General features: G+C 51.0%; 11 protein-coding genes. 9 read left to right on the plus strand and 2 right to left on the minus strand.

Going from position 1 to position 13,044, the window contains the following annotated elements; all coding sequences use genetic code 11:
• Positions 1–155 precede the first annotated feature (155 nt).
• From tdcA to IB196_RS02965, 9 genes are all read left to right on the plus strand, one after another.
• A complete protein-coding gene (gene tdcA / locus IB196_RS02925) occupies positions 156–1,094 on the plus strand; it encodes a transcriptional regulator TdcA (RefSeq protein WP_040230533.1) in 939 nt (312 codons plus the stop codon).
• 98 nt (positions 1,095–1,192) lie between these two features.
• Positions 1,193–2,182, plus strand: coding sequence for a bifunctional threonine ammonia-lyase/L-serine ammonia-lyase TdcB (tdcB, locus tag IB196_RS02930; RefSeq protein WP_005131704.1), 990 nt, complete (start codon positions 1,193–1,195; stop codon positions 2,180–2,182).
• Positions 2,183–2,204: 22 nt separating this feature from the next.
• The gene (tdcC, locus tag IB196_RS02935) at positions 2,205–3,536 is read left to right on the plus strand and encodes a threonine/serine transporter TdcC (RefSeq protein ID WP_005131699.1); all 1,332 of its coding nucleotides are present in this window, start codon (positions 2,205–2,207) and stop codon (positions 3,534–3,536) included.
• 31 nt (positions 3,537–3,567) lie between these two features.
• Complete coding sequence (tdcD, locus tag IB196_RS02940; RefSeq protein WP_005131695.1) at positions 3,568–4,776, plus strand: propionate kinase; 1,209 nt, start codon at positions 3,568–3,570, stop codon at positions 4,774–4,776.
• Between the two features lie 28 nt (positions 4,777–4,804).
• The gene (pflB, locus tag IB196_RS02945) at positions 4,805–7,099 is read left to right on the plus strand and encodes a formate C-acetyltransferase (protein ID WP_188231871.1); all 2,295 of its coding nucleotides are present in this window, start codon (positions 4,805–4,807) and stop codon (positions 7,097–7,099) included.
• A 13-nt stretch (positions 7,100–7,112) separates the two neighbouring features.
• A complete protein-coding gene (locus IB196_RS02950; protein ID WP_040230535.1) occupies positions 7,113–7,508 on the plus strand; it encodes an enamine/imine deaminase in 396 nt (131 codons plus the stop codon).
• Positions 7,509–7,596: 88 nt separating this feature from the next.
• Positions 7,597–8,961: an L-serine ammonia-lyase gene (gene tdcG, locus IB196_RS02955; protein WP_005131490.1), complete on the plus strand. Its 1,365-nt coding sequence runs from the start codon at positions 7,597–7,599 to the stop codon at positions 8,959–8,961.
• 353 nt (positions 8,962–9,314) lie between these two features.
• Positions 9,315–10,646: an amino acid permease gene (locus IB196_RS02960; protein WP_040230536.1), complete on the plus strand. Its 1,332-nt coding sequence runs from the start codon at positions 9,315–9,317 to the stop codon at positions 10,644–10,646.
• Positions 10,647–10,670: 24 nt separating this feature from the next.
• On the plus strand, positions 10,671–11,981 hold the full coding sequence (locus IB196_RS02965) for a serine dehydratase subunit alpha family protein (RefSeq protein WP_188231872.1): 1,311 nt from the start codon (positions 10,671–10,673) through the stop codon (positions 11,979–11,981).
• A gap of 119 nt (positions 11,982–12,100) precedes the next feature.
• Here IB196_RS02965 and IB196_RS02970 read toward each other — a convergent pair whose 3' ends face one another.
• Together IB196_RS02970 and IB196_RS02975 are read right to left on the minus strand one after the other, a co-directional pair.
• The gene (locus tag IB196_RS02970) at positions 12,101–12,250 is read right to left on the minus strand and encodes a hypothetical protein (RefSeq protein WP_005131483.1); all 150 of its coding nucleotides are present in this window, start codon (positions 12,248–12,250) and stop codon (positions 12,101–12,103) included.
• A gap of 26 nt (positions 12,251–12,276) precedes the next feature.
• Complete coding sequence (locus IB196_RS02975) at positions 12,277–12,978, minus strand: pirin family protein (RefSeq protein ID WP_182289787.1); 702 nt, start codon at positions 12,976–12,978, stop codon at positions 12,277–12,279.
• Positions 12,979–13,044: the final 66 nt, after the last annotated feature.

Consider the following 13,044-nt stretch of genomic DNA (forward strand, 5'->3'; position numbering starts at 1 on the left):
GTGTTTTTATAATTTATTGATTATAAAGAATTTTATTGTTTAATAATACTCTTACAAAATGTAAGTGAAGGGGATTTGTGAGTGGTCGCACATATCCTCGATTGCTTAATTTGGTACACTTCCTGCCGTCAACAAAGTAATTAACGCAGGTCGATATGAATACTATTACTCTCCCTAAAACACAGCATTTAGTGGTCTTTCAGGAAGTCATTAGAAGTGGTTCTATCGGCTCGGCTGCAAAAGAATTAGGTTTAACTCAACCCGCTGTCAGCAAAATCATTAACGATGTTGAGGCTTATTTTGGCATTGAGTTAGTCGTACGTAAAAATACCGGTGTGACATTGACCCAGGCAGGTCAGGTGATGCTTTCATGGTCTGAATCCATTACCCGCGAAATGAAAAACATGGTTGATGAGATGAACAGCATGACCAGCAACGCGATCGTTGATGTGTCGTTTGGCTTCCCTTCACTGATCGCCTTTACCATCATGTCCGGCATGATAAAAAAATTCAAAGAGGTGTTCCCGAAAGCGCAGGTTTCCATGTATGAGGCCCAGCTCTCCTCTTTCTTACCTGCGGTACGCGATGGGCGTCTGGATTTCGCCATTGGTACGCTAAGTGATGAGATGAAACTGCAGGATCTCCATGTTGAGCCGCTTTTTGAGTCAGAGTTTATTCTGGTGGCCAGTAAGTCCCGAACATGCACCGGCATCACCACACTGAGCGCGTTGAAAAACGAACAGTGGGTGTTGCCACAAACGAATATGGGTTACTACAGCGAACTTCTCACCACGTTACAAAATAATGGCATCAGCAGTGAAAACATCGTTAAAACAGACTCCGTTGTCACGATTTATAATCTTGTTCTCAATGCTGATTTCTTAACAGTAATTCCCTGTGATATGACCGCTCCATTTGGTTCAGACCAGTTTATTACTATCCCGGTAGAAGAAGCCTTACCGGTTGCACGTTATGCCGCCGTTTGGTCTAAAAATTATCGAATAAAAAAAGCAGCATCTATTTTGGTTGAATTAGCCAAAGAATATTCATCATATAATTCTTGTAGGCGAAAGCAATTAATTGAAATTGATTAAAGGTTGAACTTGTTTTAATGCAAAATTAACGCCATCGATCTATATCAGACGTTGGTCACGGCTATCTATTTACTTTAATACCCAGGTAAGAGGTTCTAATGCACATTACATACGATCTCCCAGTTGCAATTGAAGATATCCTCGAAGCGAAAAAAAGACTGGCGGGGAAAATTTATAAAACGGGAATGCCTCGCTCTAACTATTTTAGTGAACGTTGCAAAGGGGAAATTTTCCTCAAGTTTGAAAACATGCAGCGTACCGGTTCATTTAAAATCCGTGGCGCTTTTAACAAGCTCAGTTCATTAACTGAAGCAGAAAGAATGAAGGGCGTGGTGGCTTGCTCTGCGGGTAACCATGCGCAAGGGGTTTCTCTCTCCTGCGCTATGCTCGGTATCGATGGCAAAGTGGTGATGCCAAAAGGCGCGCCGAAGTCAAAAGTGGCGGCAACCTGCGATTATTCCGCAGAAGTTGTGCTGCACGGCGACAACTTCAACGACACCATCGCGAAGGTTAGCGAGATTGTGGAAACGGAAGGCCGTATCTTTATTCCGCCATACGATGATCCAAAAGTGATTGCTGGCCAGGGAACGATTGGCCTGGAAATTTTAGAAGATCTGTACGATGTCGATAACGTGATTGTACCAATTGGCGGTGGTGGACTGATTGCGGGTGTTGCCGTAGCAATTAAATCTATCAACCCAACAATTAGAATTATTGGTGTGCAGTCTGAAAACGTTCACGGCATGGCGGCATCTTTCCACGCTGGAGAAATAACCACGCACCGAACGACCGGCACCCTGGCGGATGGTTGTGACGTCTCTCGCCCGGGTACTTTAACGTATGAAATTGTTCGTGAGTTGGTGGATGACATTGTCCTGGTCAGCGAAGATGAAATTCGCAACAGCATGGTGGCATTAATTCAGCGAAATAAAGTTGTGACTGAAGGTGCCGGCGCGCTGGCATGCGCAGCATTATTAAGCGGGAAATTAGATAGCTATATCCAGAACAGAAAAACAGTCAGCATTATTTCTGGCGGTAATATCGACCTTTCTCGTGTATCTCAAATTACTGGTTTAGTTGACGCTTAATATACTTCGTTGAGGATAGGATATGAGTACTACTGATAGCATTGTATCCAGCCAGACAAAACAGTCGTCCTGGCGCAAATCGGACACCACCTGGACACTGGGTTTATTTGGTACAGCCATCGGCGCAGGGGTGCTGTTCTTCCCTATCCGCGCAGGTTTTGGCGGACTGATCCCCATTCTGATCATGCTGGTGTTAGCATACCCCATCGCCTTCTATTGCCACCGTGCGCTGGCACGCCTGTGTCTTTCCGGTTCTAATCCTTCCGGTAACATCACAGAAACGGTTGAAGAGCACTTTGGTAAAACGGGCGGCGTGGTTATCACGTTCCTCTACTTCTTTGCGATTTGTCCGCTGCTGTGGATTTATGGCGTCACCATTACCAACACCTTTATGACCTTCTGGGAAAACCAGCTGCAGATGCCCGCGTTAAACCGTGGCTTCGTGGCACTGTTCCTGCTGCTGTTGATGGCATTCGTCATCTGGTTCGGTAAAGATCTGATGGTTAAAGTGATGAGCTACCTGGTATGGCCGTTTATCGCCAGCCTGGTGCTAATCTCTCTGTCACTGATTCCTTACTGGAACTCTGCGGTTATCGATCAGGTTGATCTCAGCAATATCGCACTGACTGGCCATGACGGTATCCTGGTTACCGTATGGCTGGGTATTTCCATCATGGTGTTCTCTTTTAACTTCTCACCGATCGTTTCTTCCTTCGTAGTGTCTAAACGTGAAGAGTATGAGAAAGATTTCGGTCGTGAATTCACCGAGCAGAAATGTTCCAAAATCATCTCCCGCGCCAGTATGCTGATGGTTGCCGTAGTTATGTTCTTCGCCTTTAGCTGCCTGTTTACGCTGTCTCCGGCAAATATGGCGGATGCGAAAGCGCAAAACATTCCGGTACTGTCTTACCTGGCGAACCACTTCGCTTCACTGTCCGGTACGAAGTCCACCTTCGCGACCGTTCTGGAGTACGGTGCTTCTATCATCGCCCTGGTCGCTATCTTCAAATCTTTCTTCGGCCACTATCTGGGCACGCTGGAAGGCCTGAACGGTCTGGTGCTGAAGTTTGGTTACAAAGGCGATAAAACGAAAGTTTCCGTCGGCAAACTGAACACTATCAGCATGATCTTCATCATGGGCTCCACCTGGGTTGTGGCTTACGCCAACCCGAATATCCTGGACCTGATTGAAGCAATGGGCGCGCCGATTATTGCCTCTCTGCTCTGCCTGCTGCCGATGTATGCCATCCGTAAAGCGCCGTCACTGGCGAAATACCGTGGCCGTCTGGATAACGTGTTTGTTACCGCGATTGGTCTGCTGACCATCCTGAACATTGTCTACAAACTGTTTTAATCCATAAGCTCAGGATGAGCGGAGTAGTGAAATGAATGAGTTTCCGGTAGTACTGGTTATTAACTGTGGTTCATCCTCCATTAAATTTTCAGTGCTGGATGCAGCAAACTGTGAAGTTTTACTGGCGGGAATTGCAGACGGTATTAACTCTGAAAATGCGTTCATAGCAATTAATGGAGGAGAGCCAGCTAAGCTGGCTCACCACAGCTACGAAGACGCATTAAAGGCTATTGCCGTTGAACTGGAGAAACGTAATTTAATGGACAGCGTGGCCTTAATTGGCCACCGCATTGCCCACGGCGGAAATATCTTTACCGAATCAGCCATTATTACAGATGAAGTTATCGAGAATATTCGCCGGGTCTCTCCTTTAGCACCGTTACACAATTATGCGAACCTGAGTGGGATTGAATCTGCACAGCATCTTTTCCCAGGTCGGCAGCAGGTCGCGGTATTTGATACCAGCTTCCACCAGACAATGGCGCCTGAAGCGTATATGTACGGTTTACCGTGGAAATATTTTGAGGAACTGGGTGTTCGTCGTTATGGCTTCCACGGCACGTCGCACCGCTATGTTTCTCAACGTGCGCATGAGCTGCTTGAGCTACCGCATGATGATTCTGGCCTTGTTGTGGCTCACCTCGGGAATGGGGCGTCTATCTGTGCGGTGCGTAATGGACTGAGCGTGGATACCTCGATGGGGATGACGCCGCTGGAAGGCCTGATGATGGGGACTCGCAGCGGTGATGTGGACTTCGGTGCGATGGCGTGGATCGCCAGTGAAACCAACCAGACGCTAAGCGACCTTGAACGTGTAGTGAATAAGGAATCTGGCCTGCTGGGTATTTCCGGTTTGTCGTCCGACTTACGTACGCTGGAAAAAGCCTGGCACGAGGGACACGAACGCGCACAACTGGCAATTAAAACGTTTGTGCATCGTATCGCGCGTCATATCGCCGGACATGCCGCATCGCTGCATCGTCTTGATGGGATTATTTTCACTGGTGGAATAGGTGAGAACTCGGTATTAATTCGTCGTCTGGTTATTGAGCACCTTGCTGTTTTAGGTGTGAATATAGACAGCGAAATGAATAGTCTGCCAAATTCCCATGGCGAAAGAATTATCTCAAATAAAGATGCTCGTGTTATTTGTGCGGTTATTCCCACAAATGAAGAGAAAATGATTGCGAGTGATGCCATTGCGTTAGGCAAAATTAATACACCAGTAGAATTTGCATAATTAATTTTCAGCAGAGAGATTATTTTTCATGAAGGTAAATATCGATACCAGCGATATGCTGTATGCCGAAGCCTGGAATGGCTTTAAAGGTACGGACTGGAAAGAAGAAATTAATGTCCGTGATTTTATTCAGCACAACTATACGCCTTATGAAGGGGATGAATCTTTCCTCGCCGAAGCAACGCCTGCGACCACGGCATTGTGGGAAAAAGTCATGGCGGGCATCCGTATCGAAAACTCGACGCATGCGCCGGTTGATTTTGATACCAATATTGCTACCACAATTACCGCACATGATGCGGGTTATATTGAACAAGAACTGGAAAAAATCGTCGGTCTGCAAACGGATAAGCCGCTCAAGCGTGCGCTACATCCGTTTGGCGGCATCAACATGATCAAAAGCTCTTTTGATGCTTATGGTCGTGAGATGGATGCTGATTTTGAATACCAGTTTACTGAGCTGCGTAAAACCCATAACCAGGGTGTATTCGACGCCTACTCTCCGGATATGCTGCGCTGCCGTAAATCCGGCGTGCTGACTGGTCTGCCGGACGGCTATGGCCGTGGCCGTATCATCGGTGACTATCGCCGCGTGGCGCTGTACGGTATCCGCTACCTGGTGCGCGAGCGTGAACTGCAGTTTGCCGATCTTCAGTCGAACCTGGAGTGGGGGCAGAATCTTGAAGCCACGATTCGCCTGCGTGAAGAGCTGTCTGAACATCGTCGCGCCTTGCTGCAAATGCAGGAAATGGCGGCGAAGTATGGCTGCGATATCTCCCGCCCGGCACGTAATGCGCAGGAAGCGGTGCAGTGGGTGTACTTTGCTTATCTGGCTGCGGTGAAATCTCAGAACGGCGGCGCGATGTCGCTGGGTCGTACCGCATCGTTCCTCGACATCTACATTGAGCGCGATTTCAAAGCGGGAATTTTAGACGAGCAGCAGGCGCAGGAGCTGATCGACCACTTCATTATGAAGATCCGCATGGTGCGCTTCCTGCGTACCCCGGAATTCGACACTCTGTTCTCAGGAGACCCTATTTGGGCGACCGAAGTTATCGGCGGTATGGGGCTGGATGGCCGCACGCTGGTGACGAAAAACTCGTTCCGCTATCTGCATACGCTGCACACCATGGGCCCGGCACCTGAACCGAACCTGACGGTGTTGTGGTCTGAGCAGCTACCGATTGCTTTCAAAAAATATGCCGCCCAGGTATCTATCGTCACGTCATCTTTACAGTATGAAAACGACGACCTGATGCGTGCAGACTTTGACAGCGATGACTATGCCATTGCCTGTTGCGTCAGCCCGATGGTTATCGGCAAGCAAATGCAGTTCTTCGGGGCGCGCGCCAACCTCGCTAAAACGTTACTGTACGCAATCAACGGCGGCATGGATGAGAAGCTGAAAATCCAGGTCGGGCCGAAAACGGCACCACTGATGGATGACGTGCTGGACTACGACACGGTGATGGAGAGCCTGGACCACTTTATGGACTGGCTGGCCGTGCAGTACATCAGCGCACTGAACATCATCCACTACATGCACGACAAGTATAGCTACGAAGCATCGCTGATGGCGCTGCACGATCGTGATGTTTATCGCACGATGGCCTGCGGTATGGCGGGTCTGTCCGTAGCGGCGGATTCTCTGTCGGCTATCAAATACGCCCACGTGAAACCGATTCGCGATGAAAACGGCCTGGCAATTGATTTCGAAGTCGAAGGCGACTATCCGCAATACGGCAACAACGACGAGCGCGTGGACAGCATTGCCTGCGACCTGGTCGAACGCTTTATGAAGAAAATTAAGGTGTTGCCAACCTACCGTAACGCGGTGCCGACGCAGTCCATTCTGACCATCACCTCCAACGTGGTGTATGGACAGAAAACCGGTAACACGCCGGACGGACGCCGCGCAGGCACGCCATTCGCGCCAGGGGCTAACCCGATGCATGGTCGCGATCGCAAAGGTGCGGTTGCGTCGTTAACCTCGGTGGCCAAACTGCCGTTCACCTATGCCAAAGATGGTATCTCGTACACCTTCTCCATTGTGCCGGCTGCGCTGGGCAAAGAGGACGGGGTGCGTAAAACCAACCTGGTCGGTCTGCTGGACGGTTACTTCCATCATGAAGCGCATGTGGAAGGTGGGCAGCATCTGAACGTTAACGTCATGAACCGTGAAATGTTGATGGATGCCATTGAGCACCCGGAAAACTATCCAAACCTGACGATCCGCGTGTCTGGTTATGCGGTGCGCTTCAACGCGCTGACCCGTGAACAGCAGCAGGATGTAATTTCCCGTACTTTCACCCAGGCGCTTTAACGCCGGAGGGGCTATGAGAAAAGTTATTGCAACTGAATGTGCGCCAGGGGCCATTGGCCCTTACGTACAGGGTGTGGATCTGGGCAGCATAGTGTTCACATCGGGCCAAATACCGGTGTGCCCACAGACCGGTGAAGTGGCAGAAAACGTGATCGATCAGGCGCGTCAAAGCCTGGAAAACGTGAAAGCGATTGTCGAGTCCGCCGGTTTGAAAGTGAGCGACATCGTGAAAACCACCGTTTTCGTTGCCGATCTGAATGACTTCGCCACCATTAACCAGGTGTACCAGCAGTTCTTTGATGAGCACAAGGCTATCTACCCCACGCGCAGTTGCGTGCAGGTCGCCCGCTTACCGAAGGATGTAAAGCTGGAAATTGAAGCCATCGCTGTACGTGGCGACACGGTGTAATCCCTTGCGGGGCGATCTGCGGATCGCCCCGATCCTTTAATGAGTGTGAAACCTGGTCTTCACTGAACGGCAATCCGAGGGTGTGGATATGATTAGCGCATTCGATATTTTTAAGATTGGCATTGGACCTTCCAGCTCCCATACCGTGGGGCCCATGAATGCAGGTAAAAGCTTTATCGATCTGTTGGTCAGCAGCGGGGAACTCCCCAGGGCTACACATATTGTGGTCGATCTTTATGGATCGCTCTCCCTGACCGGAAAAGGTCATGCGACAGATGTCGCTATCATGATGGGGCTGGCTGGTAACAGCCCACAAAACGTTAATATAGATTCAATCGCTGGTTTTACGCAGGAAGTGGCCCGTACCGGACGTTTACCGGTGGCAGAGGGCACACATGTTGTCGATTTCTCTCCAGATGAAAATATTCTCTTCCATACCGAAACGCTGCCGCGCCATGAAAATGGTATGCGCATCACCGCGTGGAACGGCACCGAGACGCTGTTAAGCAAAACCTATTACTCCGTCGGCGGTGGTTTTATCGTTGAAGAGGAGCAATTTGGTCAGGCGCATGATGTTGAAGCACACGTGCCCTACAATTTTCATTCCGCCAGCGAACTGCTGAAACTGTGTGAGCGCAACGGGCTGTCTGTTTCCGGTCTGATGATGCAAAACGAGCTGGCGATGCGCAGCAAAGAAGAAATCGATGCTGGCTTTGCTGCCATTTGGGACGTCATGCATGCCGGGATTGAGCGCGGCATGAACACCGAAGGCGTCCTGCCGGGCCCGCTTAATGTACCGCGTCGCGCCGTGGCATTGCGTCGACTGCTGGTCTCCAGCGACAACCTGTCCAGCGACCCAATGAACGTCATTGACTGGATCAACATGTTCGCGCTGGCCGTGAGCGAAGAAAACGCCGCCGGATGCCGGGTTGTGACGGCACCGACCAACGGAGCATGTGGGATTATCCCTGCTGTCCTGGCCTATTACGACAAGTTCCGCCGCCCGGTGAATGCAAATTCCATTGCCCGCTACTTACTGGCCGCGGGGGCGATAGGCGCGCTGTATAAGATGAACGCCTCGATTTCGGGTGCCGAAGTGGGCTGTCAGGGTGAGATTGGCGTTGCTTGTTCAATGGCGGCTGCCGGGCTGACCGAGTTGCTTGGCGGTAGCCCGTCTCAGGTGTGTATTGCGGCGGAAATCGCCATGGAGCATAACCTGGGACTGACCTGCGATCCGGTCGCCGGGCAGGTACAAATACCGTGTATTGAGCGCAATGCGATCAACGCGGTAAAAGCCGTCAACGCCGCGCGCATGGCGTTACGACGGACGTCCGAGCCACGCGTGTCACTCGATAAAGTGATCGAGACCATGTACGAGACGGGCAAAGACATGAACGACAAATACCGTGAAACCTCACGTGGAGGCCTGGCAATTAAAGTGGTTTGTACCTGAGGTTAATGGTCGTGATTACAGTTTGCACGCTTTTGTAGGCCGGATAAGGCGCAAGCGCCGCTATCCGGCAAAGAGTGACTCAATCCGACAGAACCCAAAAGGCGTACTTTAGTACGCCTTTTTTGTTGTGATCTGCTTCAAAAATAGAAAGGAATAACATCTTATCAAGGTTTAAGAGAAAATATTTCTTAACTATCAGCAATTACAGGGGTTTGTTTGTGAAGTTTTTCTCTAACCCTGCGCGTATGATTTCTCCATTCTAATAGCTTGCCTGCATCTCATGTACTGCGTATCGCCTTGAAGCAGTGCGATAAAATAAAAAAAACCTCTACCTACACATTAAGCGGGAAATTATGGAAACGGCAACGAATAGTAGCGTAATACTCGACGCATCAGCGCCTGCGCGTCGGGCGGGAATGACCGAAAGCGAATGGCGGGAAGCTATTAAGTTCGACAGCACGGACACCGGCTGGGTCATTATGAGTATTGGGATGGCGATTGGTGCGGGGATTGTTTTCCTTCCCGTCCAGGTGGGTCTGATGGGGCTGTGGGTTTTCTTGCTCTCCTCCATTATCGGCTATCCTGCGATGTATTTATTCCAGCGCCTGTTTATCAACACGCTGGCGGAATCCCCGGAATGTAAAGATTACCCAAGCGTAATCAGCGGCTATTTGGGTAAAAACTGGGGCATCCTGTTAGGCGCATTATATTTTGTGATGCTGGTTATCTGGATGTTCGTCTATTCCACCGCCATCACCAACGACAGCGCCTCTTATCTGCACACATTTGGCGTTACTGAAGGCTTACTATCCGACAGCCCGTTCTACGGCCTGGTGCTGATTTGCATCCTGGTGGCTATCTCGTCACGCGGGGAAAAACTGCTGTTTAAGATCTCCACCGGCATGGTACTGACCAAGCTGCTGGTGGTGGCAGCGCTTGGTGTATCGATGGTGGGAATGTGGCATTTGTATAACGCGGGCTCACTGCCGCCGATGGCGCTGCTGATCAAAAACGCAATTATCACGCTGCCGTTTACCCTGACTTCAATTCTGTTTATTCAGACGCTAAGCCCGATGGTTATTTCGTACCGCTCTCGTGAGAAATCGATTGAGGTGGCACGCCATAAAGCTCTGCGTGCTATGAACATCGCGTTCGGTATTCTGTTTGTCACCGTCTTTTTCTACGCCGTTTCCTTCACGCTGGCGATGGGGCATGACGAAGCGGTTAAAGCCTATGAGCAGAACATTTCCGCTCTGGCGATCGCCGCGCAGTTTATCAGTGGTGATGGTGCAGGTTGGGTGAAAATCGTCAGCGTTATTCTGAACATTTTCGCCGTGATGACCGCCTTCTTCGGTGTTTACTTAGGCTTTCGTGAAGCCACTCAGGGGATCGTAATGAACGTGCTGCGCCGCAAAATGCCAGCCGAGAAAATCAACGAAACTCTGGTTCAACGCGGCATTATGGTCTTCGCTATCTTACTGGCCTGGAGTGCAATTGTGCTCAATGCGCCGGTACTGAGCTTCACCTCTATTTGTAGCCCAATCTTCGGCATGGTGGGCTGCTTGATCCCGGCCTGGCTGGTCTACAAAGTTCCTGCACTGCACAAATACAAAGGCGCCTCTCTGTACCTGATTATCGTCACCGGCCTGTTGTTGTGCGTTTCTCCGTTCCTGGCATTTTCCTGAGTTATCTGAGCAAGGGTTGTTGTTATGTTTGAGACTACATTGAATCCATTATGGGATAGTTTTATCCGCGCGGTGCAGGAAGAAGTTAAGCCTGCGCTGGGTTGTACGGAACCTATCTCTCTGGCTCTGGCGGCAGCGGTCGCATCCTCCGAGCTGGACGGCGCGGTAGAACGTATTGATGCGTGGGTCTCACCGAACCTGATGAAAAACGGCATGGGCGTTACCGTGCCGGGTACCGGAATGGTCGGGTTGCCTGTCGCGGCGGCGCTGGGTGCGCTGGGGGGAAATGCCCGTGCCGGTTTAGAGGTACTGAAAGATGCGTCACCACAAGCGATTGCGGATGCCAAAGCGATGCTGACCGCCGGGAAGGTGGCGGTAATGCTGCAGGAGCCTTGCGAGGATATTCTCTTCTCTCGTGCGAAGGTGTACGGCGCTAAAGGATGGGCGTGCGTGACGATTGTCGGCGGTCATACCAACATTGTGCACATCGAGACCAATAACGGCGTGGTGTTTACTAAGCCTGAGCAGGTTCAGGCTGATGAGCAGGAATCCCCGCTGGCAGTGCTATCCCACACGTCGCTGGAAGAGATTGTGGCATTTGTGAATGCTGTGCCGTTTGAGTCAATCCGCTTTATTCTCGATGCGGCCAAACTGAATGGTGCGCTGTCTCAGGAAGGACTGCGTGGCAACTGGGGCTTGCACATCGGAACTACGCTGGAGAAGCAGTGCGCACGTGGTCTGCTGGCTAACGATCTCTCAACCGCCATTCTTATTCGTACCAGCGCGGCATCGGATGCGCGAATGGGCGGGGCGACGTTGCCAGCCATGAGCAACTCCGGCTCCGGCAATCAGGGGATTACCGCCACCGTCCCAGTGATGGTGGTGGCTGAGCACTTTGGGGCTGATGAAGAGAAACTGGCCCGTGCGCTAATGCTGTCTCACCTGAGTGCTATTTACATCCATCATCAGCTTCCGCGTTTGTCTGCGCTGTGCGCGGCAACCACGGCAGCAATGGGCGCGGCGGCGGGGATGGCATGGATCGTGGATGGTCGTTATAACACTATCGCGATGGCGATCAGCAGCATGATTGGCGACGTGAGCGGAATGATTTGCGATGGCGCTTCAAACAGCTGCGCGATGAAAGTTTCAACCAGCGCATCTGCGGCGTGGAAAGCGGTGCTGATGGCGCTGGATGATACCGCTGTAACCGGCAACGAAGGGATTGTGGCGCACAACGTGGAGCAATCTATCACTAACCTGTGTGCGCTGGCGTGTCGTTCGATGCAGGAAACCGACAAGCAGATCATTGAGATCATGGCCAGTAAGACACATTAAGCAGGAACGATGGTAAACCCGGTGCCTGATGGCGCTGTGCTTATCAGGCCTACAACATACTCTGTCTTGTAGGCCGGGTAAGGCGCAGCCGTCACCCGGCATAAGTCTAAGCCGCCTTTTCAGGCGGCTTCTTCATCTTCCAGCCGTAGCTCAGCATCGGCCACAATTGCTTCCAGCTCTGTCAGCATTTCTTCATAGCCGAAGGGAACTGTCTCCCGTTTTTCCGGCACAGCCTGCGGCTGGCGTTTTTTTGATAACTTCTTACTCAACAGTCGTACTCCGTTGTTTTCTCTGACTATACGGGCAAATCTATCAGCAAAGCGCGCAACGGGGTATCGGCGACTAACGTTATGTTAGTTTCGTCACGAATAAATGCCCCATCGCCGCAGGTGAGCGCTTCTTTTTCGGCGCCAGCCGTCACCGCATGGAATCTGCCGTGAATCGACTGTAAATAAGCGCGTGGCCCATGTAACTGAAAACTCAGCGATTCACCTTGCTGCAGTTCAACGTGGTGCACCCATACCTGTTGGCGCAGATGCAGACTGCCTTGTTCACCGTCCGGTGAGGCCAGCAGCTGATGCTTACCTGCGCTCAGCGTCGCTTTCTGTACGCAGGCGTTTTCGCGCTGCGGGCAGGCGTCCAGCCAGAGCTGCATTCTGGTCAGGGGCTTATCTTTGCGGATATTGTGCTCGCTGTAGCTGATCCCTGGTTGCGTAGCGAGCAGTAACACCTCTCCGGCTTTGGCCTGAATATGGTTACCTTCGCTGTCGCGATACTCTGCTTCCCCTTCGAGGATCAGATTGACGATATCAACCTTTGGATAGGTACGTGGCTGGAAAGAGGCCCCCGGTGCCAGAACTTCCTGGTTCAGAACACGCAGCGAGGCATAACCCAGCAGTTTAGGATCAAAATAGTGTCCAAAGGAGAAGGTATAACGGGCCTGCAGCCAGCCGTAGTCTGCTTGCCCGCATTGTTTGGCTGTACGGGTAGTAATCATAGTTCTTGACCTCTCTTTACTTCCTTTTATGTTAAATGGCTAGACGCTGCATTGTTAGCCAGATAT

This window comes from Citrobacter sp. C6_1 (genome assembly GCF_014596835.2).
Taxonomy (GTDB): domain Bacteria; phylum Pseudomonadota; class Gammaproteobacteria; order Enterobacterales; family Enterobacteriaceae; genus Citrobacter; species Citrobacter pasteurii.

Excerpts from the sequence above, each read along its gene's own strand:
- tdcA (WP_040230533.1), top strand. The coding sequence starts at position 156 with ATGAATACTATTACTCTCCCTAAAACACAGCATTTAGTGGTCTTTCAG.
- tdcB (WP_005131704.1), top strand. The coding sequence starts at position 1,193 with ATGCACATTACATACGATCTCCCAGTTGCAATTGAAGATATCCTCGAA.
- tdcC (WP_005131699.1), top strand. The coding sequence starts at position 2,205 with ATGAGTACTACTGATAGCATTGTATCCAGCCAGACAAAACAGTCGTCC.
- tdcD (WP_005131695.1), top strand. The coding sequence starts at position 3,568 with ATGAATGAGTTTCCGGTAGTACTGGTTATTAACTGTGGTTCATCCTCC.
- pflB (WP_188231871.1), top strand. The coding sequence starts at position 4,805 with ATGAAGGTAAATATCGATACCAGCGATATGCTGTATGCCGAAGCCTGG.
- IB196_RS02950 (WP_040230535.1), top strand. The coding sequence starts at position 7,113 with ATGAGAAAAGTTATTGCAACTGAATGTGCGCCAGGGGCCATTGGCCCT.
- tdcG (WP_005131490.1), top strand. The coding sequence starts at position 7,597 with ATGATTAGCGCATTCGATATTTTTAAGATTGGCATTGGACCTTCCAGC.
- IB196_RS02960 (WP_040230536.1), top strand. The coding sequence starts at position 9,315 with ATGGAAACGGCAACGAATAGTAGCGTAATACTCGACGCATCAGCGCCT.
- IB196_RS02965 (WP_188231872.1), top strand. The coding sequence starts at position 10,671 with ATGTTTGAGACTACATTGAATCCATTATGGGATAGTTTTATCCGCGCG.
- IB196_RS02975 (WP_182289787.1), bottom strand. The coding sequence starts at position 12,978 with ATGATTACTACCCGTACAGCCAAACAATGCGGGCAAGCAGACTACGGC.